Consider the following 24800-nt stretch of genomic DNA (forward strand, 5'->3'; position numbering starts at 1 on the left):
TTTCGTCAAGCGCCGGCCTGTCAAGGGAGTGAGACATGTACCGTGCCCCCGTATCGGAGATCGCCTTCACGCTGAAGCAGGTGGCGGGACTGGGAGAGGTTCTGGCCCATCAGCAGCATGGCGAGGTGACCGACGATCTGGTGGACGCGATTCTGGAGGAAGCCGGCCGTTTTGCTGCCGAGGAGATCGCCCCGCTGAATGTCGTCGGCGACCGGCAGGGCGCCCGCCTTGAGAACGGCGTGGTGACGATGCCCGACGGCTGGCGCGACACCTACAGGGCGTGGATCGACGGCGGCTGGAACGCCTTGACCGGCGCGCCTGAATTCGGTGGGCAGGACCTGCCCACCATGCTCCACGCCGCGGCGCTGGAAATGTGGAACTCGGCCTCCATGGCCTTCGCCCTCGGTCCGACCCTGACCATGGGCGCTGTCGAGGCGCTGGAAAAGCATGCAAGCAAGGACCTGCAGGAGACCTATCTCGCCAAGCTGATCTCCGGCGAGTGGATGGGCACGATGAACCTGACGGAGCCGCAGGCCGGCTCTGACCTCAATGCCCTGCGAGCCCGTGCCGAGCGCGCCGACGACGGCACCTATCGCATCTTCGGCCAGAAGATCTTCATCACCTATGGCGAACACGACTTCACCGACAACATCGTCCATCTGGTGCTGGCCCGGTTGCCGGATGCGCCGGCCGGTACGCGCGGCATCTCGCTGTTCCTGGTGCCGAAGTTTCTGGTCAATGCCGACGGGTCGCTGGGCGCGCGCAACGATCTGCGCTGTGCCGGTATCGAGCACAAGCTGGGCATCCATGCCTCGCCGACCTGCACCATGGCCTATGGCGACAATGACGGTGCCATCGGTTGGCTGATCGGCGAGGAGAACCGCGGCCTTGCCTGCATGTTCACGATGATGAACAACGCGCGCCTTGCCGTCGGGATCCAGGGGCTCGGCGTTGCCGAACGCGCCACCCAGCAGGCGCTGACCTACGCGCTGGACCGGCGGCAGGGCCGGGCGGCCGGTCAGACCGGCGAGGGCATGAGCCCGATTGCCGCACATCCCGACATCCGCCGCACCCTGCTGGACATGCAGGCCTGGACGCAGGTTGCCCGGGCGATCTGCTACGCCAATGCCCATGCCATCGACATGGCGCGGCTGGCTGGCGACGATGCCGCGCGCAGCCATTGGAGCGAGCGGGCGGCCACGCTGACCCCGCTTGCCAAGTCCTTCGCGACGGATATCGGCGTCGAGGTCGCCTCCCTCGGCGTGCAGGTGCATGGCGGCATGGGCTTCATCGAGGAAACCGGGGCGGCCCAGCACTATCGCGACGCGCGCATCGCCCCGATCTATGAGGGCACCAACGGTATCCAGGCCATCGACCTGGTGATCCGCAAGCTGCCGCTGTCCGGCGGCGAACAGTTTCGCGGCCTGATCGGCGAGCTGTCTGCAGTAGCTGAAGCCGCGCGCGAGGCCGGCGGAGAGTTTGCAGATGCCGGTGATCGCCTGGCCAGGGCGCTGGCGAGCCTGTCGGACGCGACGGAGTGGATGCTGGCTGCGCTCGCCGACGGCCGCCAGCAGGAGGCGCTGGCCGGTGCCACCCCGTTCCTGCGCCTGTTCGGCATCGCCTATGGCGGCGCCATGCTGCTCAAGGGTGCGCTTGCCGGGCGCGGCGATGCATCGCCCGACGCGGCCCGCAGGCTGCTGCTGGCCCGCTATTTCGCCTCGGCGCGTCTCGCGGAGACCGCCTCGCTCAAGGAGCAGGTCGTCTCGGCCGCCGCTGCCGTGCTCGACTACGATCCGCTGGCCTGAGTGCGGAGTGGGGAGAGCGCGATGATCGAGATCGAGACAAGCGGGGGCGTCCAGCGCATCCGGCTGAACCGGCCGGACAAGAAGAACGCGCTGACTGGCGAGATGTATGCAGCGCTTGCCGAGGCGCTGGAGCGGCCGGGCGACGGCGTGCGCGCGCATCTGCTAAGCGGCGTACCCGGCGCTTTCACGGCCGGCAACGACATTGGCGACTTTCTCGCCATGGCCGAGGGAGGAATGCAGGAGACGCCGGTGGTGCGGTTCCTGCGAGCCCTGGCCCACTGCGAGACCCCCATCGTGGCTGCGGTCGACGGCCTTGCCATCGGCATCGGCACGACGCTGTTGTTCCACTGCGACATGGTGATTGCGAGCCGGCGTTCGGTGTTCCGCACGCCGTTCCTCGATCTCGGCCTTGTGCCGGAAGCGGGAGCTAGCCTGCTGGCGCCGCGCACCATGGGGCACGCACGGGCGTTCGAGCTGCTGTGCCTTGGCGAGCCGTTCGATGCGGCGCGGGCGCAGGCCGCAGGCTTCGTCAATCACGTCGTGGCAGAGGACGAGGTCGAGGCACGCGCCCTTGCCGCTGCCAGCGCCATCGCGGCCAAGCCGGCGGAGGCCATGCGCCTGTCCCGCGCCCTGCTGTGGGGGGATCGCGCGGAACTGCGCAGCCGGATGGAGGAGGAGATCCGGCTCTTTACCGAACGTCTTGCCTCCGAGGAGGCGAAGGCTGCCTTCACGGCCTTCATGGCGCGCTCGCGAAAGGGCAGCTGACGGGGAAGGCGGGGGGCGGCGGCGACGGGCTGCTACCAGCCCACCGCCTTCCAGAAGAGGGCTCCGAGAAACGCGCCTGCGCAGAGCGCGAAGGCCAGCCAGCGCAGCACCGGGTTCTCGCGCTTGCGCGGTTCGCCTCGAGCCGGCGGTGGATCTTCAGCCATCGCGGGCCTCAGTCGAATTCAGGCCCGCGCGCACGGTAAGGACGCAGCTCCTTCCAGGCCCGCATCAGGGTCGCCAGTTCCTCGTCGCCTTCCTCAGGCAGCACGATCCGCAGCGTCACCAGAAGATCGCCGCGGCCGCCGGTCCGGTTCGGCAGGCCCTTGCCCTTCAGCCGCATCGTTTTGCCGGCCTTCGCGTTCGGTGCGACGGTGAGGTTCACCGCCCCGTCGAGCGTCGGCACGCGCACCTTGGCGCCGAGCACTGCCTCGTAAAGGGTGATCGGCAGGTCGAGCCGCAGGTCGTCGTCTGCCGGCATGAACAGCGGATGACGGGCAAGGCGCACCTCGACGATGGCATCGCCCGCAGGTCCGCCGTTCTCGCCGGGTTCGCCCTGTCCGCGCAGGCGGATCTTCTCGCCGTCGGTCGTGCCGTCCGGCAGCTTCACATCCAGCGTCTTGCCGGAGGGCAAGGTGACCCGCGCCTTGCGGTCGTGGACGAGCTGCTCCAGCGTCACCCGCGCGGTGACGTTGGCATCGTTCCCGCGCCGTGTCGGGCGTGGTCGCGGTCCCGCACCGGGACCCGCGCCCGCGCCTGCACCCGCACCGGAAAAGCCGGCGCCGCCGCGCGCACGCCCGCCAAGTCCGCCGAGAATATCGTTCAGGATGTCGTCGAATCCGCCGCCCTGGCCGAAACCGCCGAAGCCGGAGGACTGGCCGCGCGATTGGCGGAAGATATCGGACTCGTCGAAGCCGCCGCCGAAGCCGTGCGCCTGGAAGCGCGGCTTGCCTTCGGCGTCGATCTCGCCCCGGTCGAACTGGCCGCGCTTTTCCTTGTCTCCAAGGATTTCGTAGGCCTGGTTGGCCTCGGCAAAGTGCTCCTTCGCCTTCGGATCGTCGGCGTTCTGGTCCGGGTGATACTTTTTCGCGAGCTTCCGGAAGGCTCGCTTGATGTCGGCCTCGCTCGCCGATTTTGCGACGCCGAGAACGGAATAGGGATCACGCATGGTTCAGACCGCGATGGTGTGTGGTGCAACGGGTATACACCCGCGCTGTGCTCGGGAAACATATGGTTGTTGATAGGAATAAAATCCAGAGGTCGGGTGTCTCGCGCCCTGTCGGAATTTGCAAGGCAGTGCGCAGGTTCCCCGCAGGCGGGATGGCGATCAACCCGCGCTGTCCGCCTCGGCGTTTTTCACCGAAAGGTCGATGATCGCCCACTCCTGCATGAGATCGCGGCAGGCGGTGCCAAGGTAGGCGCGCACGCCGCCGACCGTATTGGCTGTCGTCTCGAAGCGCGTGCAGCCGGTGCCGCCGGCCTGGGTGTCGTCCTTCACCGCGACGATGGTGCCGGAATTTCCGGTGATCGGGTTGTTCCAGGAGAAGGGCGGCTCGGCCTGGCCAGCCTCGTGCGCCGTGGCGATGGCACGGGCGATGATCGCGCGGTCCTGCGAGCTGATGTCCACATCCGCCGCGTTCTGCTGGGAATCGATGGAGCCGGTCAGGTCGAGCGGCGTCTCCAGATCGGAGCTGCCGATGGGCATGGAGACGCTGCTGCAACCGGCAGCGGCCAGCGGCAGAAGCAGGAGGAGTGCGAATGCGCTACCCCGGCGGCAGCTGTGGCCGGCGTTGTGGAGACTGCTGGGGATTGTCGTGACCCGGTGGTTTGTCATGGCGATACCGTTCCGACGCTGGTTGCTCGGCCTCGCAAGCAAGGCTGTTGCCCCTTTGCAACAGGATCGGTGAAAGCAATTAACAAACGGTAACCCGGCTCACATAGAGATTCCGTTTTCACTGTCGGGGCAGGGGCTTGTGGATTGCTTGTGTGGTCGGCTGGCATGAGGGCAGGGGAGAGGACTCAGCTGTCCTTGCCCAGCACTGCGCAGAATTCGCTGACGAGATAAGGGGTTGGGTAGATGCGGTACGGCGTGAGGCCGGTCATGCCGAGCCCGTTCAGCGTGGTGATGATCTGGGCGAAGCTGTCGGGCGTGAAGCGCCAGGCATGCACGTCGATATAGCTGCCCTTGCTCTGCTCCCATTCGCGGATTGCGTTGCGCGTGCGTGCGACCGTGTGGTCGAGCGTACCGTGGTCGCCCTTCCAGTGGCGGGCGGCGTCGTTATGCGTGGTCAGCGCGCGCATCTCGACGACGCTGCGCAGGGTGTGAACCTTCGGGTTCTGATGATGCGCCTCGATCACTTGGCCCAGGGTGGAGGGCGGAATGAAGTGGTCGAAACAGAAGCGACAGTCCGGGACGATCATCGCGTAGACGCCGCCCTTGTCGAGAATGCGTTCCACATGGGCCAGATGCGCGACGAGATTGGGCTGATGTTCGATCACGTGCGAGGAGACGATCATGTCGAACGGCTCGTCGACGACGGCAAGGTCGCCCGAGGGCGAGACGAAGTCGATTTCGGGAATGCCCTCCGGCTTCTCACCGATCGCCTTGGCCCGCTCGACCAGCTGTGCCCGAGGCAGCACGTCGAAATGCTTGGTATGGGCGCCGCGCATCAGCGGTCGGTGAAAGGCGCCGAGTTCCAGCGAGCGCTCGTCGCCTTGCAGTGCATCGACGAAATAGCCGCGTGCGGCGAGCGGCGAGGCGACCCGCCCCTCGGCACGACCCGCCTCGTGATAGTGGCGCTCCAGCGCTTCGTCGTCCAACTGGCTCAGGTCCGGATAGAGCGCGCGGTAGTAGTCGGGGTCGAATTCGGGAAGGAACCTGTCGCGCAGGGGCAGGGGCGCCACGCGCTCGAGCACGGCCTCGCGCGACCAGGAGCCGGTGGTCTGCGGGCGACGGGATGCAGGAGCCCGGCGCCTACCGAGGCGCAGGGCGCCAGCGATCTTCTGGGCGAGGCTCGTCATCGATTCGTGTCGGCTTTCGGCTTGGTCATCGGCAGGCAAACTAGGGCAGGGGCGCCGGCGCTCAAAGCAGCTTCTTCCAGCGGAAGTAGAGGAAGGTGAGGGCCACCGATGCCACCATGATGCCCAGAGAGAAAGGATATCCGTAAGTCCAGGCGAGCTCCGGCATGATCTCGAAGTTCATGCCGTAGATCGAGGCAATCAGCGTCGGCGGCAGGAAGATCACGGCGAGAACCGAGAAGATCTTGATGATCTGGTTCTGCTCCAGGTTGACCAGGCCGACCGTTGCATCCAGCAGGAAATTCAGCCGCGCGTCGAGCCCGCCGGCATGTTCGCGGATCGAGCGGATGTCCCGGCCGAGTGTCTTGGCGGCGCTCTTCTGCTGGCTGTTGAGGTTCAGCGTCTTGCCGTGCAGGGAGAGGAAAAGAAACAGCCGCTCCAGGCTGGCGCAGGCATCGTGCATGCGGGCGATCTTGAGGCCGATATGTCCGATCTTCTGGATGGTCGCCTTGTATTGCGCGCTCTTGCGGGTATCGAGCCCGACCCCGAAGACCTGGCTTGAGACCGCGTCGAATTCGGCCGAGCATTCCTCCACCACATCGGCGGCCCGGTCGGCGATGGCGTCGAGCAGGGTGAAGAGAATGTCGCAGGCGGAGCGGATCGGCACCCCTTCATGCTGGATCCGCCGCACCGCGATCGCGACCGCGGCGGGCTCGCCATGGCGCAGGGAGACGAGGCGATCCTTCGTTGCCACCAGGGTCATGGCCGCGGACTTGGGATCGGGATTGCGGGCAATGAGCGGCATGACCGCCGTCATGATCAGCGCCGACTGGAATTCGTAGAGCCGTTCGGAGGTCTCGATCGCCGCCATTTCCTCGCGCGTCGGGATCTCCGTACCGATCCAGGCCTCCGCCATTGCCCGTTCTTCATGCGTTGGCGAGAACAGGTCCACCCACAGGGCCAGGTCGGGGATCCGCATTTCGCTGGAGCAGCGGATCTCGACGATGGTGCCTGCATCGAGCGTATAGGCGGTGATCATGCGAAAAGGCTCCGGGAGTGTTTCGTTTCCGATCCCGGCAACCTATAGCGCTTTCTTGTCGGATTTGCCGCACTTCGGGTCAGGGGGCGCCCAATGGGCGCCGCCACCTGGTCCCACCCGGCGGCTACCGGGATCACTTGGCCTTGGGGGCCGTCGCCTTGACCATGCCGGTCTTGCAGATGTTTGCGGCCGTGACGGCACCGATGCCGACCGGCTTGTAGAGCGAAGCGAGGCTCGGTCGCGGTGCGGGAGCGGCGGCTTGGGGGGACTTGGAAGTCATGACAGGGTCCGGGTTTTGGTTGCGCCGGGGAACATCCCTTCGGCGGAGCTCACAAATCCTCTGTGATTTGGACAAAACTAAGGATGCCGCAAGAAAAGGCTGTGATGCCAGTCACACTTCCTAACGCCCTGTAACCTTTCGCGATTTTTCGCTGCCGTCGAAACGGCTCAAAGATGAGCGAGCAGGCTTTTCTCTTCTCCAAAGAAGACATGAAATCAAGAGGGTGACGATATCGAAAAGGCGTCACTGTGCCGGCGCTGCATCCCGGCGGTCTTCCTCATAAATTTCCGACAGATCGTCGGGCAACTGCTCCAGCGGCGCACGGTCCTCGCTGCCGATGGTTTCGGCTTCCTCCGGTTCCTGCGATTCCGGCTTGGTGCCGGGCAGTGGCGGGGGACCGTCTTCGCGCTGCTGGGCATTGGGATCGAGCAACGGCAGGTCGGGCGGCAGTTCCTCGTCCTCCTCCACCGGCTCGAGCGTGCCGTAGGCAGCAACGAGCACGGCGTCGAGATCCTCGAAGAAGCTGCGGATGCGATTGGCGTTGGCGCCAAGATCATGCGCGCCGAAGCGCGAGGCGGAGCGGATGTCGAGTTTGGCGCCGACCGGATCCGGCAGGATGCGCAAGGCGATTTCGTCGCGAAAGGCGAAGACGAGCGAGGTTGCGACCGCCTGGAAGCGGGTGGGGTCGTCCGGCATGCCTGGCGGCAGTTCCGCGGTCACCGTCCAGCGGCTGCGCATGGCGACCTGAAGTGCTGCCTCGTGCAGATCGGCCGGGGGGATGCGAAAGCGCCGCGATACCAGGTCGGGATAGGCCGAGGCCTGCGATTCGCCATTGGTGAAGGGGCGCCCGCTCGCCAGTTGCGGCGGGTTTGCCGTGTCCGTGCTGATATCGGCGAGACGGGGATAGATCGCAAAGGCATAAAGCGCGACGAAGGCCGGCGAGAGCGCGATCAGCCCGTAGAGAAAGCCGCGCACCGCCTTGGCCCAGCCATGACCGCCGCGCTGCCAAAGCACCAGGCCGGCGGCCAGCGCCGAGCCGCAGGCCAGCGCGCCCAGCAACAGGCCGAGCGTCAGCAGCACAAGGAACTGCGGGGTCGTGACGATGTCGGCCCGGTGCACCAGCGCGGATATCACCAGCACGGGCAGGGCCAGCCGCCCGAACTGGAGACTTGCTGCCGCGAGCCGCGACCGGAAGGGGGGCAGGATCTTGCGCATGCGGCGGGCGGAAACTTCCCTGTGACGTCGACCGCGTTTCGTTCCAACCGCTTACCACGGCCGGAGCCGAATGCGAACCGCCTTGCGTCGATCAGCCGGTGTCGGCAAAGCGGAAGTCGGCAAATTGCTCGCGCAGGGCGGTCTTCTTGATCTTGCCCGTCGCCGTGTGCGGGATCTCGTCGACGAAGACCACCGCGTTCGGCATCCACCAACTGGCGATCCGCCCTTCCAGCACCTTGAGGATCGCCTCTTCGGTAGGCGTGCGCCCCTCTTTGGCGACCACCACCAGCAGCGGCCGCTCGTCCCACTTCGGGTGCGGTACGCCGATGACGGCGGCCTCCGCCACGTCCGGATGCAGCAGGGCGAGGTTTTCCAGGTCGATGGTTGAGATCCACTCGCCGCCGGACTTGATCACGTCCTTCGCGCGGTCGGTGATCTGCATGTAGCCGAAGGCATCGATATGGGCGACATCGCCGGTGTCGAAAAAGCCCTCGTCGTCGAGGATCGGCGTCTCCTCTTCCTTGAAATAGGTTCGTGCCACCGCCGGGCCGCGCACCTTCAGCCGGCCGAACGTCTTGCCGTCCCAGGGCCGCTCCCTGCCTTCGTCGTCGGTGACCTTCATTTCGACGCCGAAGGGCGCAAATCCCTGCTTCTCCTGCAGGTCGAGAAGGGCTTCGCCCTCAAGATCCGCCACTTCCGGCCGGGCCGCGCAGACCGAGCCGAGCGGGCTCATCTCGGTCATGCCCCAGGCATGGCGCACCCGGACGTCGTAAATCTCCTCGAACGCCTTGGTGATCGCCCGTGGACAGGCGGACCCGCCGATCACCACCCGCTCCAGATAGGGGAGCGTGCGCCCGCTCGCCTCCAGGTGCTGCAGCAGCATCAGCCAGATGGTCGGCACCGCGGCGGTCAGGGATACCTTTTCCGCGTCGAGGAGCTCCCACAGGGCCTCGCCGTCCATGCGCGGCCCAGGCATGACCAGGGCTGCCCCGGACATCGGCGCGGAAAAGGCGAGCGACCAGCCATTGGCATGGAACAGCGGCACCACCGGCATGACGCGATCCCGGGAGGACAGCCCCAGCATGTCGGGCGTTGCCGCGGTCAGGGCATGCAGCACGTTGGAGCGGTGCGAGTAGACGACGCCCTTCGGGTTTCCGGTCGTGCCGGACGTGTAGCACATGCCGGCCGCCGCATTCTCGTCGAGCTCGACCCAGGCGAAGTCCGCGTCGGTTTCGGCGAGCCACTCCTCGTAGGGAACGGCATCGAAGCCGGTTGCGGGCAGGTGCTCCTCGCCGGTGAGCACGATCACCTGCTCGATGGTGGTCAGGTGCGGCAGCACCTTTTCCACCAGCGGCAGGAAGGTCAGGTCGACCAGCAGGAACCGGTCCTCGGCGTGATTGATGATCCAGATGATCTGGTCGGGAAACAGCCGCGGGTTGACCGTATGGTAGACGGCGCCGATGCCCATCAGTCCGTACCAGGCTTCCATGTGCCGCCAGGTGTTCCAGGCAAGTGTCGCCACGCGGTCGCCCTCGCGGATGCCGGCCTTCTGCAGCCGCTTGGCGAGTTGCAGCGAACGGGTGCGCAACGTTCTGTAGGTGGTGCGGTGGATCGGCCCCTCGACCGATCGCGAGACAATTTCGCGCTCCGGGTGGTTGCGCGCGGCATGGTCGAGAATGCGGGTACAGGTCAGCGACCAGTCCTGCATCAGACCGGTCATCCTCGGCTCTGGCATCTGTTTCCTCTCCGGCAAGTGCCTCTTGTGGCGAGGCTTTTCTTGTGGAGAAGCATAGCACCGGCGACCGGGGGCCTGTCCAGCGGCAGCGGCTTTCGGTCTCTGGCGATCAGTCTCGGACGATCAGCGTCTCGATCCAGTCGATGGCGGCGCTCAAGGACGCGGCGACGTGGTCCGCGTGCGGGGCCAGTACCTCGGCCCCGACGGTGCCGGTGGTGACCGCCAGCGTTCGCGTTCCCGCGGCCTGGCCGGCATGCATGTCGTGCAGGCTGTCGCCGACCATCACAACTTCCTGCGGGTCGAGGCCGAGGGCTGCACAGAAGCCGGAGACCATGCCGGGCGAGGGCTTGGCGCCGTGACCGCTGTCGAAGCCGATCACCGCGGCAAAGCGCTGGGTCAGGCCGAGCGCGTCGAGCTGCGCCAGCGCCGAGGCCTCCGCGTCGTTGGTGGCGATGCCGAGCGCCAGCCCGTGGCCTGCGAGCCGGTCGAGCGCCGGCACCAGATCGTCGAACGGAGAGAGGTGCGGCAGGCTCATCTCGCCGATGCGGGCGTTGATGTCCTCGGCAAGGGCCTTGGGGTCGGAAAGACCCAGGATCTCCGCGAAGGCATCGGCGATGTCGTCGTTGGAGCCGGCGATCAGCACCGAGTCCAACTCGAAGCGCACGGCCTCCAGGTCGAAGCCGGCGGCCGCCGCCAGCCGCTCTGCCTTCAGCCGATCACCGGCCGCAAGCTCGCTCATCAACGTGTGGAAGGTCGGCGCCCAGGTGTTCTGGAAGTCGATCAGCGTGCCATCCTTGTCGAACAGCACTGCGCGCACGGGTGTCATCGTTAGGCTGCCCTGCCGAGCGCCACGGGCAGCAGTTCGGACATGCGCTCGATCACCAGATCCGCCTCTCCGACGAGCCGCTCGCGCGGGATCGCGCCGGTGGTCACCGCAATGCGCATCATGCCGGCAGCCTTTGCCGCATGCATGTCGTGCAGGCTGTCGCCGACCATGGCGATCTCGCCCGGCTCGAGGCCGACATGGCGGGCAAAGGCAAGCAGCTGGCCGGGCTCGGGCTTGGACCCGTGGCCGCTGTCGTAGCCGGCAAGGAAGCCGAACGCCTCGCCGAGGCCGAGTGCCTGCATCTGCTTGCGCGCGGAGGCTTCGGTTCCGTTGGTGGCGATGCCGAGCGGCATGCCGCTGAGGTTCAGCGCGGTCAGCGTGTCCACCACGCTGTCGAACGGCGTGACCGTGCGGTCGCAATGGTCCAGCAGGATCGTCTCGATACGCTCCAGCATCGCCTGCGGGTCCGGCTCGCCGATCACCTCCGCCCAGCCGGCCGAATAGTCCTTCGGCGACTGCACCTTGAGGATGGAGGGGCCGGTGAACCGTGCCTCGGCCACATCGAACATGGCGAGTTCCTGCAGCGTCGCCAGAAGCGTTTCGTCGCCGCGCGCCAGGTCCTTCAGCACCAGCGAAATGGCGGGGCCCCAGGTGCTGTCGAAGTCGGTCAGGGTTCCGTCGCGGTCGAACAATACGGCCTTGATGCGCATTGAGGTCTCGTTCGGTGGGAGGTGTCCGGCGGGCATGGGCCCGCATTCCGCCGTCACATGCCACGTTCCCCGCCGCCCGTCAAAGGCGATGGAGCGCGGCGCTGGTCACGGTGTGTCGGTCAGGCAAGTTCCAGTCGGCTGACCAGCGTCAGGGTCGGGCCTTCGCCGGCGGCGAGGCCGACCAGCCCGCGTTCGATCAGCCATTCGACCTGCGCCAGCACCGAAAGCGCTGCCGCTCCGTGCAGCGAGCGGTCGACATCGGCATAGATCGTCGCGACCATCTCCGGGATCGTCCTGTCCCCGGCGGTGAGCCGGTCGAGGATCGCCTTCTCCCGCGCCTGGCGGTGAGCGGCGAGACCGGCCACATAGTCTGCCGGACTGGCGACCGCGCCGCCATGGCCCGGCAGATAGCTGGCATCGTTGCGCTGCGACAGCCGTTCCAGCGAGGCCATGTAGGCGCTCATCGAGCCGTCAGGCGGGGCGACGATCGAGGTCGACCACGCCATGACATGGTCGGCGGAAAAGAGCACTCGGCCCTCGTCCAGGGCGAAGGCAAGATGATTGGCGGTATGTCCGGGCGTCTCCACTGCTGTGAGGGTGAGCCCGTCGACGCTGACGCTGTCGCCGCCGCGCAATTCGCGGTCGGGCGCGTAGTCGGTATCGGCGCTGGCATCCAGCGGATTGGTCTCGCCCGGCAGCAGGGCGCGCGCCGCCCGGTGCGGACCGCAGCCGATCAGCGGGGCGCCGGTCATCTCCTTGAGTAGCCGGGCGCCCGGCGAGTGGTCCACATGGGTGTGGGACACGAGGATCGCCGAGATGCGGTCCGCGCCGGCAGCGGCCATGAGCGCCCGCACGTGGTCGGGGTCGGCGGGGCCGGGGTCGAGCACCGCCACCTCGTCGCGGCCGATCAGGTAGCTGTTCGTGCCGTGCCAGGTGAAGGGGCCGCGGTTGGGGGCCGTGAGGCGGCGTACCGCTGCTGAAATCTCGACCACCTCGCCGTGGCGCGGGTCGAAGTCCCGATCATGTCGCAGGGAAACCATAGCTTTTGGGGGTCCGTTTCTGTTTTTCGCCTTTGCCCTTGCGGAAAAAGTCGGGCCTGGCAAGTGAGCGGCGAGCTCGTCGATTGCTTCGCAGCCGGCTAATCTTTCGGTTGAAAGATCATTTCTGCACCCATAACGTCAGTCCCGCATGCGAGGGGCGGTGTTGCTGAACAGTGCCGCGCGAGGAGCCCGTCGTGCTCCGGTCGCGCCGGCTGGTTGGCCAGTGTCACACCCTTCCGTGTCATACTAACGTTGTCAAACTGACCTATGGCCGAGCAAGCGATGCGGGGAGGAGACCCGCCATTCCGTCGCCGCTCGCAAGACCAATGAAACGGAGAGGTCCGACATGTCCATTTCCCGCCGTTCGGTGCTCAAGGGCTCCGCAGCTGCCTCGACCCTGCTTGCTGCCCCGGCCATTCTGAAGGCCGGTGACGCACTGGCCTCGTCCGGCCAGGTCAACGTCTTCGCCTGGGGCGACTATATCCAGCAGAACATGATCGACAAGTTCGAGGGCGACACCGGCATCAAGGTGAACCTGTCGACCTACGGCTCCAACGACGAGGCCGAGCAGAAGCTGCGCGCCGCCGGCGGCAAGGGCTTCGACGTGATCTTCCCGTCGATCACCAATGGCAACAACTACTATCCGGACGGCCTGCTGCAGCCGGTCGACGAGAGCAAGCTCGCGCTCGACAAGCTGATCCCGTCCATGCTGCGCGATAGCGTCCAGCTGGGCGGCACCTATCGCGGCAAGCGCATGCTGCTGCCGTTCAACTGGGGCACCGAGGCGATCACTCTCGACAGCAGCCAGTTCAACGCCGACGACGTCTCCTACGGCACCATGTGGTCGCCGGAAGCTGCCGGCAAGGCCGCCTTCCGCCAGAAGTCGGTGATCATGGGCGTCGGCCTCTACCTGGACGCCACCGGCGAGGTGAAGTCCAACCGCATGCTCGATGTCTACAAGACCGAGGAAGATGCCCGCCGCGTGTGGGACGCCTGCGCCAAGTTCATCATCGACCGCAAGGCCAACATCGCCGCGTTCTGGAACAACGCGACCGAGGCGACCAATGCGTTCAAGCAGGCCGGCGCGACCATCGGCCAGACGTGGGATACCACGGGCCTCCTGCTGAACCGCGAGGATGCCAAGTGGAAGTACCGCATGCCCAAGGAAGGCGGCATCACCTGGATGGATTCCATGGGCATTCCGTCGGGCTCGGAAAACCTGGAACAGGCCTACGCCTTCCTCAACGCCATGCTCGACCCGAAGATGGCCGGCCTGCTGGCGATGAACACCGGCTACAATTCGGCCGTTGCCGGCGCCGCCGAATACGCGGGCGACAACTACAAGGCCCAGTTCGCCGACGTCTACAATGCCGAGAACCTCGCCAACCTTTGGTGGTGGCAGGCCGACACGCCGTGGTTCGCCACGCTGCGTGAGGAGTATGTGGACAAGATCACCAACGCCTGAGGCGCTTGAACCATGCGGATCGCGGCCCTTTGCCGCGATCCGCTTTTTGTTTCCGGTCGCGTGCTTTCGGGGCCGGGCCACGTGCCAGACGAGGGGCCAATGCACGGACAAGACGTCGTTCTCGACGGGGTGTCGATGCGCTTCGGCGATTTCACCGCCGTTCAACCGACCGACCTGACGATCAATGCCGGGGAGTTCTTCTCCATTCTCGGGCCTTCGGGCTGCGGCAAGACCACGATCCTGCGGATGATCTCCGGGTTTCTCGACCCGACCGCCGGCGATGTGCGCATCGGCGGTGCCAGCATGGCCGGCATCCGTCCCAACGCCCGCCCGACGGCACTGATCTTCCAGAACCTCGCGCTCTTTCCCCTCATGAGCGTGTGGGAAAACGTTGCCTTCGGCCTCGAGGCGCGGGGCGTGGCGAAGAAGGTTCGCCGCGAGCGCGCCGAGGAGCTGCTGGCGATGGTCGCGCTCACCGGCCAGGGCGAGAAGAAGCCGACCGAACTGTCCGGCGGCCAGCGCCAGCGCGTCGCGATCGCCAGGGCCCTTGCGGTCGAGCCTGCGGTGCTGCTGCTCGACGAGCCGCTGTCGGCCCTCGATCTCAAGCTTCGCCAGCACATGCGCAGCGAGCTGAAGGACCTGCAGCGCAAGACCGGCGTCACCTTCATCTACATCACCCACGACCAGGGCGAGGCCCTGACCATGTCCGACCGGGTGGCGGTAATGAACCGCGGCGTGGTCGAACAGGTCGCCACGTCCGACGAGATCTACAACCTGCCGGCGACGCCCTTCGTTGCCAGCTTCGTCGGAGAGCAGAACGTCTTCCGCGGCCGCCTTGCCGGGGTCGACGGCGAGATTGCGCGCGTCGACACGCCCCAGGGCGAGATGCTTGCCCATCTGCGCGGCAAGGCCGGCGTCGGCGACGAGGTCATGATCTTCGTGCGTCCCGAGCGCATGGGGCTCGGCGCGAACGGCGTCGGCAGCGAGCCGCGCAACCGCCTGCGCGCCACCATCGAGCGCCGCGACCTGGAAGGGCCTTTCGTGAACCTGCATTGCCGGGCCGGCGATGCGTCGGTGACGGTCCATCTGCCGAATTCGGGCGATGCGGCCTCTTCGCTGGCCTCCGGCGAGACGGATCTGGGCTTCCGGCCCACCGATGCCATCGTCATGGCGGTCGGGGAGCTCGCCCGTGAATAGCCTGGTCAAGAGCTACGGCAAGGGCCTGACCGGGATCTTCCTGGCGCTCACCGCCGTGTGGATCGCCGTCCTGATCGTGCTGCCGCAGGCGCGCATGATCGAGCGCGCCTTCACCTATGTCGACCGTTCGGGCGATGCGGCGACCCTGTCGCTCGAGATCGACCGCGCCTATACCCGCGTCTTCGACATCGACACGGACCTGCGGGACCTGAGTGGCCAGCTTGCGGCCGGGCAGACCGGCGATGCAGCCCCCTCCGGCGGCTTGCCGACACCCTCGCTCACCCCGTCGCCGTCACTGGTTCCCTCGCCGTCCCTGACCCCCTCGCTGCCAAGCCCCGGCGTGCCGAGCCCCTCGCTCTCTGCGCCATCGCCCGCGACACCCACGCCGGGCGTTGCCCCGAGCCCCTTCGCCGCGCCGCAGGAAACCTTGCCGCGCGAGGAGATCGAGGCCCGCATCGCCGAGCTTGAAGAAGAGAAGGCCGGTCTTCAGACCCGCATCGCCGAACTGGAGGTACAGGAGGCCGAGTTGACCTCGACCGCCGGCACCAGCGAGAGCTATTCGGCGAAGAACTTCACCGACATGAGCGAGCTGCACTTCCGCATCTTTCTCTCGACCATCGTCTATGCGCTCTGCGTGACGCTGCTGTCCTTCGTCGTGTGCTATCCGGTGGCCTATGCCGCCGCCACAGCCAAGAGCGCCAACAAGGTGGCGCTGATGATGCTCGGCCTCGTGATCCCCTATGCGATCAACGAACTGCTGCGCATCTTTTCCTGGGTGATGATCCTGGAGAAGCAGGGCATCCTCAACGGCGTCCTCGACTTCATGGGCCTGATCGACATGCAGGCGGGCGAGGGCGTGCGCTTCGTCGCGTCCAACGGTGCCGTGTTCACCGTGATGGTCTACGCCTATGTGCTCTTCATGGTGTTCCCGATCTACAACACCATCGACACGCTGGACAAGAACCAGATCGAGGCGGCGCGCGACCTCGGCAGCTCCACCTGGCGCATCCATTGGCGCGTGGTGCTGCCCCATGCCAAGCCCGGCATCGCCGTCGGCGCGATCATGACCTTCATGCTGTCCGCCGGGTCCATCGCCGTGCCGGAGATCGTCGGCCGCGGCCTGCATCCCGACTGGTTCGCGCAGGTGATCTATCGCCGCTTCTTCGAGGCCGGCTCCTGGAACGAGGGTGCGGCCTATTCGCTGGCGCTGCTTGTGGCCTGCATCATGTTCATTCTCATCAACATGGCCGTCTTCCGCGTCGGCATCAGGGACATCGCGAAATGACCGTCGTCACCGCAGAGCACGCCGCCCGGGCGATAGCGCCGCGCCGTCGCCGGACCAGGGACTGGTCGGACGCGGTGCTGTCCGGCTACCTGCTGCTGTTCTTCGCCTACATGTTCCTGCCGCTGATGTTCATGGTTGCGGCCGCGTTCAACGCCAATCCGACGCCGTCCGTCACCGACTGGCAGGGCTTCACGCTGAAATGGTTTCAGGCGCTGCCGCAGGACGCGCGCTTCGTGCAGGGCCTCTTGCATTCGCTGGCCATCGCCGGCGGCGTCATCGTCATCTCGATCCCGCTCGGCCTTGCCGGCGCATTGATCCTGACGCGGCTGCAATCGCGTGCCTCGACCCTGCTGTACACCGTGCTGGTCTCGCCGATCCTCACTCCCGGCATCGTGCTCGGTGCCACCACGATGATCTTCTGGCGCGATGCTTTCGGGATGGAGGCGGGCCTGTTCACCGCGGCCATCGCCCAGGCGGCCTTCATCGCGTCCTACTGCATGCTGATGTTCATGGCGCGCCTGCAGCGCCAGGACCGTGCGCTGGAGGAGGCGGCCCTCGACCTCGGCGCCTCGTCGGTCTTCGTCTTCCGCCGCATCACGCTGCCGTTCCTGATGCCGACCATGCTCACCGCCGCGCTGATCTCCTTCCTGCAGTCGATCGAGAACTACAACACCACCTTCTTCGCGATCGGCTCCAGCTGGACGCTCGTCACCGAGATCGGCGCGCGCATGCGCTTCGGCCTGTCGCCGATGATCAACGTAATCGGCGTGATCTTCGTCGTCATCACGGTGGTTGCGGCCACGGCCTGGGTGCTGGCCAGGAGGCGCTCGGGCAACGGTTGACGGGCGGGCCGGTCGGCTGCGACCTTGAGGTTCTTTCTTCCGGCGATTCATTCGGGAGCTGACATGTCCGACAGGGACGGGCCCATCGTCTTCCAGCGCACGCTGCCATTGGCACGCGAGGCGGCGTTCGATCTCCTGGTCGACCAAATCGGCGACTGGTGGCCGCGCGAGCTTACCTTCTCGCGCGATCCGGCGGCTGACCTGTCCATCGAGCCTGTCGCAGGCGGTGCCTGCACCGAGCGGCTGCCCGGCGGTTCGCGCCTGGTGTGGGGCACGGTCCTGTCCATCGAGCGCCCGCTCTATTTGCGCCTTGCCTGGCAGATCTCGTTCGACCGCAAGCCGGTGCCCGATCCCGCCGCCGCCAGCCGCGTGATGATCGAGTTCCGCCAGATGGCCGACGGAACCCGCATCGAACTGGTGCATGGCGACTTCCTGCGCCACGGCGAGGACGGCATCGCCTATCGCGAGGCAATGGCCTCCGCGCAAGGCTGGCCGGCCTGTCTCGACGCGTTGGAAGCGGCTGCCCGCGCCCGCCCGGCACGGCGATGAAACTTTCCTTCCGCTGCCTGCCGGAGCTGGCCGGCCACGTGCCGGAGCCGGTCCCGGCCCGCGCCAGTCTGCCGGACTGGCTGAAGGCGGCGCCCTCGCTCGTTGCCAGCGACGTTCTTGGCGGCGCCGAGGTCCGCACTTTCAAGCATTGCCCGCCGCTGATCGACGCGCTGGCTCAAGGGGTGATGTTCCGCCTTGCCGCCGATCTCGATATCGCGGGCGGCGAGATTTCCTGGGACTGGTCGCCGCCGGTCACGCAGACGGCACGCCAGACCCGCTCGCCCGTCGGCCTGCATGTGCCGGAACAGGCGCAAGGGCTGCCTTTCGGGCTGCCGGATGGTCAGTTCGTGCTGAAGTTCACCAACTTCTGGACGGTCGAGGCGCCGGACGGCGTGTCCTTGCTGTTCACCCATCCGCTCAACCGCGAGGATCTGCCGTTCCGTACGCTCGCCGGCCTCGTCGACTGCGACCGCTACCGCGACGGCTTCGTCCATTTCCCGGCCATCTGGCAGGATGCAGGCTTTTCCGGGCGCCTGCCGGCGGGCACGCCGGTCGCGCAGGCCTTCCCGATCCGCCGGGAGGCGCTGGAGCTGGACATCCGGGCGATGGACAAGGGCGAACTCGCCCGGCACCTGGAGGTGCAGGACGGCCTGCAGGACGATCCGGGACTGTACCGCAAGAGCTTCCGCGCGCCGCGCGAGCGGTAATCTTCAGCCGGCGGTCGGTGTCTTGCCGGTGAGCGCGAGGCTCGAAAGCGGGATCGTTCCGCGCGGTCCCTGGCTCATCGCCTTCAGCAGCCGTGGCCGCTCGCCCGGCAGGTCGGCGAAGAGAGCTCTCAGGTTCGAGGCTGATTCCGGCCGCCCCAGCCGCAATCCCGCTTCCGCCTTGCCGATCACGGCATCCCGGCCCGGCGGGCGCAGCGCCAGAACCCGGTCGAAGGCCGCTTCCGCCTCGCTTGCCGCATCGCGGCGCAGGAGCAGCCGGGCAAGGTTCAGCCATCCGTCCGCATCCTGCGGGGCTTTTGCGACATAAAGCGCAAAGCCGGCTTCCGCGGTCTCGTGCCGGCCTGCATCCATTGCGGCCGACGCCTTCTCGAACACGGCGTTGAGGTGATCCGGCGAAAGTTTCAGGGCGGCCGCAAAGCTCGCCTCGGCCGCGTCGGTATCGCCGAGCCGGCGCAGCACGAGGCCGAGATTGTAGTGCAGCGAGGCATTGCCGGCATCGGCCCGCAGCAGGCGCTTCAGCGCCTTGCGCGCGGTCTCCCAGTCCTGTGCCGCCAATGCCTGCGGCAGCAGCTCCGCCGCCTTGGCCGGTGTCATCGTGCGAAACCTCCCTGGCATCGGGCCCCTCCGGGGCGATGCATCGTTCGGCAGATAGCATCCGCAAGGAGTTTCGCAAAGCGGCCCGCCGGATTGTTTCCCGTCTTCGGTTTCCGTCTTGGGCCTGTCATGTTGACCATGCTATTCAGGGCGTCCCCTTTCCGGCCGTTCCGCTCAGCGTCTTTCCGCCGCCCGCGGGCGCAACCGCCGGAAGGAAAACCGAAAGATCCGACCGGCGACTGGAATGAGCGACGACACCACAGAGCGCCCCGCAGCGCGTTCCGGCCTGCGCAGCCGGCTTCGCGACCGCATCGCGGAGCAGCGTTGGGTGCTGGCCGCGCTGGCCGTCGTCGCGCTTCTTGCCGTTTTTGTCGCCGGGGTGCCGCCGCTGCTGGTTACGGCCGGCGGAGCGCTCCTGCTGCTTGCTGCGCTGGTTCCTCCCACGCGCCGTCTCCTGGTCACCCGCCGCCGCCGCGAGGCCCGCTCGCTGACGCCCTGGCCGGAGACCGGTATGAAGCAGCTGGCCGACGCGCTGCCCAACCCCTGTTTTATCGTCGACCGGCGCGGTATCACCCGCTACGTCAACCGCGCGGCGCGGGTGCGTTTCGGCGATCCGCTGCCGGGCGATCCGATTTCGCTGCGCCTGCGCGTGCCCGTTCTTCTGGAGGCGCTCGACAAGGTCATGGCCGGCGGTCCGGCGCAGCGGATCGAGTGGAGCGAGCGGGTGCCGACCGAAAGCTGGCTCGAGGCCTATGTCACCCCGGTCGCCGAACTCGTGTCGCCGCCTGGAGAGCCCGCGCGGGCCGGGGCCGCCGGCGGAGCAGGGCGCTTCGTTCTCGTGACCCTGCAGGACCTCACCGAGCAGCGCCGGCTGGAGCGCATGCGGGCCGACTTCGTCGCCAATGCCAGCCACGAGCTGCGCACGCCGCTTGCCTCGCTCACCGGCTTCGTCGAGACGCTGCAGGGGCCGGCGCGTGACGACCCCGTCGCTCGCGACCGCTTTCTCTCCATCATGCTGCAGCAAGGCGACCGCATGCGGCGACTGATCGACGATCTGCTGTCGCTGTCGCGCATCGAGCTGAAGGCGCATGTCCAGCCCGAGACGGTGCTCGATTTTGCATCCCTGCTGCGGCAGGCATGCGATGCGCTGAAACCGGTCGCCGACGAGGCCGGCGTTCTTCTCGACATCGAGACGCCGGACGCGCCCTGCCTGGTCAGGGCGGATCGGGACGAGCTCATCGAAGTGATCGAGAACCTGGTCGAGAACGCCATCAAGTATGGCGCTACCGGCAAGAAGGTGGAGATCCGGCTGGCACTGGCGCCGCAGGCGGCCGAGGGCGCACGTGCCGGCGGCACGTTCGTCATGAGCGTGCGCGACTTCGGGCCGGGCATCGCGGCCGAACACCTGCCGCGGCTGACGGAGCGCTTCTATCGGGTGGACGCATCGCGTAGCCGGGAAACCAGGGGCACCGGCCTGGGGCTCGCCATCGTCAAGCACATCCTGACCCGGCATAAGGCGAGGCTGGAAATCGACAGCGTTCCCGGCAAGGGCGCGGTCTTCACCGTTAGGTTTCCTGTCGCAAAAGACGCCGAGATTTCGGAAAAAGTCGAAAAAGCCGTTTAAAATCAACGCATTGAATTGTCACAAAACTGATACCGGACCTTCATATAAGCATCACGGGCCAGGACTAGGGTGCCCTCGACCTCGCGGGAATAAGTCCGCGGGGGAAGTGAGAAATCCTGAAATCCAGGGAGAGGTCAGGTGAACATCAAAGCTCTTCTCAGCGCGACCGCGGTCGCTTCGGTCGCCTTCGCTGGCGCCGCCATCGCTCGCGACCAGATCCAGATCGCCGGCTCCTCGACGGTTCTTCCCTATGCCTCCATCGTTGCCGAGGCCTTCGGCGAGAACACCGACTTCCCGACCCCGGTGGTCGAGTCGGGTGGTTCGGGCGCCGGTCGCAAGAAGCTGTGCGAAGGCGTGGGCGAGAACACGATCGACATCGCCAACTCCTCGTCGCGCATCAAGCAGTCGGATATCGACAACTGCGCCGCCAACGGCGTGACGGAGATCCAGGAAGTCCGCATCGGCTATGACGGCATCGTCTTCGCCTCGGACATCAACGGCCCGTCCTTCGCGTTCACGCCGGCCGATTGGCACAACGCCCTTGCTGCCAAGGTCGTCAAGGACGGCAAGCTCGTCGACAATCCGCACAAGATGTGGAACGACATCCGCGCCGACCTGCCGGCCCAGCCGATCCTCGCATTCATTCCGGGCACCAAGCACGGCACCCGTGAAGTGTTCGACGAGAAGGTGCTCATCGACGGCTGTGAGGAGAACGGTGCGTTCGAGGCACTCGCCGCTGCCAACAACGGCGACAAGAAGGCCGCCGAGAAGGCCTGCATGGCGCTGCGGACCGACGGCGCGTCGATCGACATCGACGGCGACTACACCGAGACGCTCGCGCGCATCGACGCCAACAAGGATGGTATCGGCGTGTTCGGCCTGTCGTTCTACGAGAACAACACCGACAAGCTGAAGGTCGCGACCATGAATGGTGTCGTGCCGACCACCGAGGCGATCGCCAAGGGCGAGTACCCGGTTTCGCGTCCGCTCTACTTCTACGTCAAGAACGCGCATCTCGACGTTATCCCGGGTCTCCAGGAGTACGTCGAGTTCTTCGTCTCCGACGAGATCGCCGGTCCGGACGGCCCTCTGGCTCAGTACGGCCTGGTCTCCGATCCGGAGCTGGCCAAGACCCAGGAGATGGTCAAGAACCGGACTCCGATGGGGCCGCTGAACTGACACTGAAGCACATCCGGCGGTGCGGTCTTCGCACCGCCGGTCCTGTTTTGGCGGCAAGCGGCGGACGATTCCATGAACGCTGGATTTCTTATTTTGATCGTGCTGGGCGTCTCCGCGCTCGGCTATTTTTTCGGCAGGCGCCGAGCCCTCGCGCTTTCGGCAGCCAGCGGGCGTCGTCTGCACTCGCTCCCTACCTATTACGGGCAACTTGTGGCCTTGTTCGCCGGCGTGCCGGCACTGCTGCTTCTGCTGGCCTGGCTTTTCGCGCAGCCCATCGTCCTTCATGGGCAGGTGAGTAGCCTGATTCCCGACAGCGCGATCCCGGAGGGCGGCGCCAGGAGCCTGGTGATGGCCGATGTCGAGCGTATCGCCGGCGGCCTCGATGCGTTGATGCAGGCGCGTGGCCTCGGCGAGGCCGAACTGGACCGCATGCGTGCCGACATGACCGACATTCGGTCGCGCCTCGCCGATGTCGGAGTTGCGCTGGGCTCAAATGTCCCGGTAGAGGTTTTCGAGGCTGCCAAGACCTACAGGAGTGCCCACCGCAACGGCCAAATGCTGATGACGGTGTCGGTTCTGATCCTGTCCCTCGGCCTCGCCTTCCTTGCATATCGCCGCGTGACACCGGAGTTGAGGGCCCGCAATACCAGCGAGACCTTCGTGCTCTCCTTGCTCATCGGCTCGTCCTCGGTGGCGATCCTCACCACCGTCGGCATCTTCGGCTCGCTGGTGTTCGAGACCTACAACTTCTTCCAGATGTATCCGGCGGAGGATTTCTTCTTCTCCACCGTCTGGAACCCGCAGTTCCGGGGCGGATCCGATCTCGGCATCCTGCCGCTTCTCTGGGGTACCTTCTACGTCTCCCTGGTCGCTCTTTTCTTCGCTGTGCCGATCGGTCTGATGATCGCGATCTATCTGTCGGAATATGCCGGCAGTACGCTGCGCAGCTTCGCCAAACCTGCGATCGAGATCCTGGCGGGCATCCCGACCATCGTCTACGGTCTGTTCGCCCTGATCACCGTCGGACCGTTCCTGCGTGATTGGATCGCCCAGCCGGCCGGCCTTGGAAGTTCCTCTTCCTCCGTTCTGACGGCCGGCCTGGTGATGGGTATCATGCTGATCCCCTTCGTCAGCTCACTGTCCGACGACATCATCAACGCCGTGCCGCAGGCAATGCGCGACGGTTCCTACGGCCTTGGCGCCACCCAGTCCGAGACCATCAAGCAGGTGATCCTGCCGGCGGCGCTGCCCGGTGTGGTCGGAGCGATCCTGCTGGCGGCAAGCCGGGCCATCGGCGAAACGATGATCGTGGTTCTCGGCGCGGGCGCTGCCGCCAAGCTTGACCTCAATCCCTTCGAGGCGATGACCACGGTCACCGTGAAGATCGTCAGTCAGCTTACCGGCGATACGGAGTTCGCCTCGCCCGAGACGCTGGTCGCCTTCGCCCTCGGACTGACGCTCTTCGTCTTCACGCTGGGCCTCAACGTTCTCGCCCTCTACATCGTCCGCAAGTATCGGGAGCAGTACGAATGACCGACGCGACAATCCCGGCATCCGCCGCCGGCAGCGGGTCTGCGTCTGCCCGCAGCTCACTCCTCACGGTCGACACCCATACCAGGCGTCGTCGCAGTTCCGAGGCTCGCTTCCGTCTGCTCGGACTGCTGGCGGTCAGCCTCGGCGTGCTGGCCCTGCTGGGCCTGCTTGCCTCCATCTTCTCAAACGGGCTGTCCTCTTTCCAGCAGACCTACATTCGGCTCGATATCCATCTCGATGCCGCCCGGCTGGACAAGGCTGGCGACCGAAACCCGGACCAGATCGCCAAGGTCTCGACATTCGGTTACGCGCCGCTGATCCAGAAGGCGATGGAAGAGAAGATGGCGGCGGCTGGCATCGCTATCGAGGGCCTTTCCGCGAGCGACGCCGCCGATCTGATTTCGAAGGAGGCGCCTGCCGAGCTGCGTCGCTATGTCCTCGCCGACCCCTCTCGCATCGGCCAGACGGTGCCGTTCGACCTGCTCGCCTCGGGCCGGATCGACGGCTACTACAAGGGCCGGGTAACGATGGCCAGCGCCGAGCTCGACCGGAACGTATCGCCGCAGCAGCTTCAGCTCGCCGACCAGCTCAAGGACGCAGGGATCCTGGAGACCAGGTTCAACTGGAGCTTCTTCACGGCTCCGGACGCCTCGGATACGCGGCCCGAGGCCGCCGGTCTGGGAGTGGCGATCCTCGGTTCGGCCTACATGATGCTGATTGTGCTGGCGCTGTCGCTGCCGATCGGTGTCGCCGCCTCGATCTATCTCGAGGAATTCGCGCCGAAGAACCGCTTCACCGACCTGATCGAGGTGAACATCGCCAATCTCGCGGCGGTTCCCTCCATCGTCTTCGGTATCCTCGGCCTGGCGGTCTTCATCAACTTTGCCGGCCTGCCGCAGTCAGCTCCGGTCGTCGGTGGCCTGGTGCTGACGCTGATGACCTTGCCGACCATCATCATTGCCACCCGTGCCTCGCTGAAAGCGGTGCCGCCCTCGATCCGCGACGCAGCTCTCGGCGTCGGCGCCTCGAAGATGCAGTCCGTGTTCCACCACGTGCTGCCACTGGCCATGCCGGGCATCCTCACCGGCACGATCATTGGCCTTGCCCAGGCGCTGGGCGAGACCGCCCCGCTGCTTCTGATCGGCATGGTGGCCTTTGTGCGGGAGTATCCGGGCGAGCCGCCGGCGGGCTTCTTCGACCCTGCCTCGGCCCTTCCCGTCCAGGTCTACAACTGGACGCAGCGAGGAGACCCGGCCTTCGTCGAGCGTGCGTCCGGTGCGATCATCGTCCTGCTGGTGTTCCTCGTGCTCATGAACCTGATTGCGATCGTCCTGCGCCGTCGTTTCGAACGTCGCTGGTAAGGAGGCTCTCCAAGCC

24 protein-coding genes are annotated in these 24800 nt (G+C 66.3%); 12 read left to right on the forward strand and 12 right to left on the reverse strand.

The annotated features are described in order from the left end of the window. The first annotated feature begins 35 nt into the window (after window positions 1-35). A complete protein-coding gene (locus tag GH266_RS18840; RefSeq protein WP_158195195.1) occupies window positions 36-1805 on the forward strand; it encodes an acyl-CoA dehydrogenase family protein in 1770 nt (589 codons plus the stop codon). Between the two features lie 21 nt (window positions 1806-1826). After that, window positions 1827-2570, forward strand: coding sequence for a crotonase/enoyl-CoA hydratase family protein (locus GH266_RS18845; RefSeq protein ID WP_158195196.1), 744 nt, complete (start codon window positions 1827-1829; stop codon window positions 2568-2570). Between the two features lie 32 nt (window positions 2571-2602). On the opposite strand, the gene GH266_RS23620 is transcribed toward GH266_RS18845, so the two are convergent. The 11 genes from GH266_RS23620 to GH266_RS18895 form a co-directional block, all read right to left on the reverse strand. Continuing rightward, the gene (locus tag GH266_RS23620; RefSeq protein WP_280524809.1) at window positions 2603-2734 is read right to left on the reverse strand and encodes a hypothetical protein; all 132 of its coding nucleotides are present in this window, start codon (window positions 2732-2734) and stop codon (window positions 2603-2605) included. Window positions 2735-2742: 8 nt separating this feature from the next. Then, window positions 2743-3735: a DnaJ C-terminal domain-containing protein gene (locus GH266_RS18850; protein ID WP_158195197.1), complete on the reverse strand. Its 993-nt coding sequence runs from the start codon at window positions 3733-3735 to the stop codon at window positions 2743-2745. A 159-nt stretch (window positions 3736-3894) separates the two neighbouring features. Beyond that, the gene (locus GH266_RS18855) at window positions 3895-4272 is read right to left on the reverse strand and encodes an RT0821/Lpp0805 family surface protein (RefSeq protein ID WP_158195198.1); all 378 of its coding nucleotides are present in this window, start codon (window positions 4270-4272) and stop codon (window positions 3895-3897) included. 314 nt (window positions 4273-4586) lie between these two features. Then, the gene (locus tag GH266_RS18860; RefSeq protein ID WP_158195199.1) at window positions 4587-5588 is read right to left on the reverse strand and encodes a class I SAM-dependent methyltransferase; all 1002 of its coding nucleotides are present in this window, start codon (window positions 5586-5588) and stop codon (window positions 4587-4589) included. A 61-nt stretch (window positions 5589-5649) separates the two neighbouring features. Continuing rightward, on the reverse strand, window positions 5650-6624 hold the full coding sequence (locus GH266_RS18865) for a magnesium transporter CorA family protein (RefSeq protein ID WP_158195200.1): 975 nt from the start codon (window positions 6622-6624) through the stop codon (window positions 5650-5652). Window positions 6625-6757: 133 nt separating this feature from the next. Then, on the reverse strand, window positions 6758-6904 hold the full coding sequence (locus GH266_RS18870; protein ID WP_158195201.1) for a hypothetical protein: 147 nt from the start codon (window positions 6902-6904) through the stop codon (window positions 6758-6760). Between the two features lie 243 nt (window positions 6905-7147). Continuing rightward, entirely contained in the window at window positions 7148-8119 is a 972-nt protein-coding gene (locus tag GH266_RS18875) for a DUF1499 domain-containing protein (RefSeq protein WP_158195202.1), read from the reverse strand. Between the two features lie 91 nt (window positions 8120-8210). Continuing rightward, window positions 8211-9839, reverse strand: a complete 1629-nt coding sequence (locus GH266_RS18880; protein ID WP_158195203.1) for a long-chain-fatty-acid--CoA ligase — start codon at window positions 9837-9839, stop codon at window positions 8211-8213. Between the two features lie 124 nt (window positions 9840-9963). Next, window positions 9964-10680, reverse strand: coding sequence for an HAD family hydrolase (locus GH266_RS18885; RefSeq protein WP_158195204.1), 717 nt, complete (start codon window positions 10678-10680; stop codon window positions 9964-9966). A gap of 2 nt (window positions 10681-10682) precedes the next feature. Further along, window positions 10683-11390: an HAD family hydrolase gene (locus tag GH266_RS18890; RefSeq protein WP_209001491.1), complete on the reverse strand. Its 708-nt coding sequence runs from the start codon at window positions 11388-11390 to the stop codon at window positions 10683-10685. A gap of 119 nt (window positions 11391-11509) precedes the next feature. Beyond that, a complete protein-coding gene (locus tag GH266_RS18895; protein WP_158195206.1) occupies window positions 11510-12430 on the reverse strand; it encodes an MBL fold metallo-hydrolase in 921 nt (306 codons plus the stop codon). Window positions 12431-12776: 346 nt separating this feature from the next. On the opposite strand from GH266_RS18895, the gene GH266_RS18900 reads away from it, so the two are divergent. From GH266_RS18900 to GH266_RS18925, 6 genes are all read left to right on the forward strand, one after another. Next, on the forward strand, window positions 12777-13895 hold the full coding sequence (locus GH266_RS18900) for an extracellular solute-binding protein (protein ID WP_158195207.1): 1119 nt from the start codon (window positions 12777-12779) through the stop codon (window positions 13893-13895). A 99-nt stretch (window positions 13896-13994) separates the two neighbouring features. Continuing rightward, window positions 13995-15092, forward strand: a complete 1098-nt coding sequence (locus GH266_RS18905) for an ABC transporter ATP-binding protein (protein ID WP_158195208.1) — start codon at window positions 13995-13997, stop codon at window positions 15090-15092. Next, window positions 15085-16377, forward strand: coding sequence for an ABC transporter permease subunit (locus tag GH266_RS23525; protein WP_199270374.1), 1293 nt, complete (start codon window positions 15085-15087; stop codon window positions 16375-16377). The genes GH266_RS18905 and GH266_RS23525 overlap by 8 nt, the downstream gene beginning before the upstream one ends. After that, window positions 16374-17219, forward strand: coding sequence for an ABC transporter permease (locus GH266_RS18915; RefSeq protein ID WP_158195210.1), 846 nt, complete (start codon window positions 16374-16376; stop codon window positions 17217-17219). The genes GH266_RS23525 and GH266_RS18915 overlap by 4 nt, the downstream gene beginning before the upstream one ends. Window positions 17220-17282: 63 nt before the next feature. Further along, complete coding sequence (locus tag GH266_RS18920) at window positions 17283-17768, forward strand: SRPBCC family protein (protein ID WP_158195211.1); 486 nt, start codon at window positions 17283-17285, stop codon at window positions 17766-17768. Then, a complete protein-coding gene (locus tag GH266_RS18925) occupies window positions 17765-18475 on the forward strand; it encodes a hypothetical protein (RefSeq protein WP_158195212.1) in 711 nt (236 codons plus the stop codon). The genes GH266_RS18920 and GH266_RS18925 overlap by 4 nt, the downstream gene beginning before the upstream one ends. Window positions 18476-18478: 3 nt before the next feature. Here GH266_RS18925 and GH266_RS18930 read toward each other — a convergent pair whose 3' ends face one another. Continuing rightward, window positions 18479-19087 (reverse strand): tetratricopeptide repeat protein, encoded by a 609-nt coding sequence (locus GH266_RS18930; RefSeq protein WP_158195213.1) that lies wholly within the window; start codon window positions 19085-19087, stop codon window positions 18479-18481. 244 nt (window positions 19088-19331) lie between these two features. Here GH266_RS18930 and GH266_RS18935 point away from each other — a divergent pair, with 244 nt between their 5' ends. From GH266_RS18935 to pstA, 4 genes are all read left to right on the forward strand, one after another. Continuing rightward, a complete protein-coding gene (locus GH266_RS18935) occupies window positions 19332-20711 on the forward strand; it encodes an ATP-binding protein (protein WP_158195214.1) in 1380 nt (459 codons plus the stop codon). 138 nt (window positions 20712-20849) lie between these two features. Beyond that, window positions 20850-21890, forward strand: coding sequence for a substrate-binding domain-containing protein (locus GH266_RS18940; RefSeq protein ID WP_158195215.1), 1041 nt, complete (start codon window positions 20850-20852; stop codon window positions 21888-21890). A gap of 72 nt (window positions 21891-21962) precedes the next feature. After that, window positions 21963-23423 (forward strand): phosphate ABC transporter permease subunit PstC, encoded by a 1461-nt coding sequence (pstC, locus tag GH266_RS18945; protein ID WP_158195216.1) that lies wholly within the window; start codon window positions 21963-21965, stop codon window positions 23421-23423. After that, window positions 23420-24784, forward strand: coding sequence for a phosphate ABC transporter permease PstA (gene pstA, locus GH266_RS18950; RefSeq protein WP_158195217.1), 1365 nt, complete (start codon window positions 23420-23422; stop codon window positions 24782-24784). Before pstC ends, pstA begins: the two co-directional genes overlap by 4 nt. Window positions 24785-24800: the final 16 nt, after the last annotated feature.

It is taken from the genome of Stappia indica (genome assembly GCF_009789575.1).
GTDB classification, from domain to species: domain Bacteria; phylum Pseudomonadota; class Alphaproteobacteria; order Rhizobiales; family Stappiaceae; genus Stappia; species Stappia indica_A.

Bases quoted from the DNA above. Each gene is read 5' to 3' on its own strand.
- GH266_RS23620 (WP_280524809.1), bottom strand. From the start codon at position 2,734: ATGGCTGAAGATCCACCGCCGGCTCGAGGCGAACCGCGCAAGCGCGAG.
- GH266_RS18845 (WP_158195196.1), top strand. From the start codon at position 1,827: ATGATCGAGATCGAGACAAGCGGGGGCGTCCAGCGCATCCGGCTGAAC.
- GH266_RS18875 (WP_158195202.1), bottom strand. From the start codon at position 8,119: ATGCGCAAGATCCTGCCCCCCTTCCGGTCGCGGCTCGCGGCAGCAAGT.
- GH266_RS18905 (WP_158195208.1), top strand. From the start codon at position 13,995: ATGCACGGACAAGACGTCGTTCTCGACGGGGTGTCGATGCGCTTCGGC.
- GH266_RS18840 (WP_158195195.1), top strand. From the start codon at position 36: ATGTACCGTGCCCCCGTATCGGAGATCGCCTTCACGCTGAAGCAGGTG.
- GH266_RS18935 (WP_158195214.1), top strand. From the start codon at position 19,332: ATGAGCGACGACACCACAGAGCGCCCCGCAGCGCGTTCCGGCCTGCGC.
- GH266_RS18890 (WP_209001491.1), bottom strand. From the start codon at position 11,390: ATGCGCATCAAGGCCGTATTGTTCGACCGCGACGGAACCCTGACCGAC.
- pstC (WP_158195216.1), top strand. From the start codon at position 21,963: ATGAACGCTGGATTTCTTATTTTGATCGTGCTGGGCGTCTCCGCGCTC.
- GH266_RS18900 (WP_158195207.1), top strand. From the start codon at position 12,777: ATGTCCATTTCCCGCCGTTCGGTGCTCAAGGGCTCCGCAGCTGCCTCG.
- GH266_RS18915 (WP_158195210.1), top strand. From the start codon at position 16,374: ATGACCGTCGTCACCGCAGAGCACGCCGCCCGGGCGATAGCGCCGCGC.
- GH266_RS18850 (WP_158195197.1), bottom strand. From the start codon at position 3,735: ATGCGTGATCCCTATTCCGTTCTCGGCGTCGCAAAATCGGCGAGCGAG.
- GH266_RS18870 (WP_158195201.1), bottom strand. From the start codon at position 6,904: ATGACTTCCAAGTCCCCCCAAGCCGCCGCTCCCGCACCGCGACCGAGC.
- GH266_RS18925 (WP_158195212.1), top strand. From the start codon at position 17,765: ATGAAACTTTCCTTCCGCTGCCTGCCGGAGCTGGCCGGCCACGTGCCG.
- GH266_RS18920 (WP_158195211.1), top strand. From the start codon at position 17,283: ATGTCCGACAGGGACGGGCCCATCGTCTTCCAGCGCACGCTGCCATTG.
- GH266_RS18880 (WP_158195203.1), bottom strand. From the start codon at position 9,839: ATGACCGGTCTGATGCAGGACTGGTCGCTGACCTGTACCCGCATTCTC.
- GH266_RS18930 (WP_158195213.1), bottom strand. From the start codon at position 19,087: ATGACACCGGCCAAGGCGGCGGAGCTGCTGCCGCAGGCATTGGCGGCA.
- pstA (WP_158195217.1), top strand. From the start codon at position 23,420: ATGACCGACGCGACAATCCCGGCATCCGCCGCCGGCAGCGGGTCTGCG.
- GH266_RS18865 (WP_158195200.1), bottom strand. From the start codon at position 6,624: ATGATCACCGCCTATACGCTCGATGCAGGCACCATCGTCGAGATCCGC.
- GH266_RS18855 (WP_158195198.1), bottom strand. From the start codon at position 4,272: ATGCCCATCGGCAGCTCCGATCTGGAGACGCCGCTCGACCTGACCGGC.
- GH266_RS18895 (WP_158195206.1), bottom strand. From the start codon at position 12,430: ATGGTTTCCCTGCGACATGATCGGGACTTCGACCCGCGCCACGGCGAG.
- GH266_RS18885 (WP_158195204.1), bottom strand. From the start codon at position 10,680: ATGACACCCGTGCGCGCAGTGCTGTTCGACAAGGATGGCACGCTGATC.
- GH266_RS18860 (WP_158195199.1), bottom strand. From the start codon at position 5,588: ATGACGAGCCTCGCCCAGAAGATCGCTGGCGCCCTGCGCCTCGGTAGG.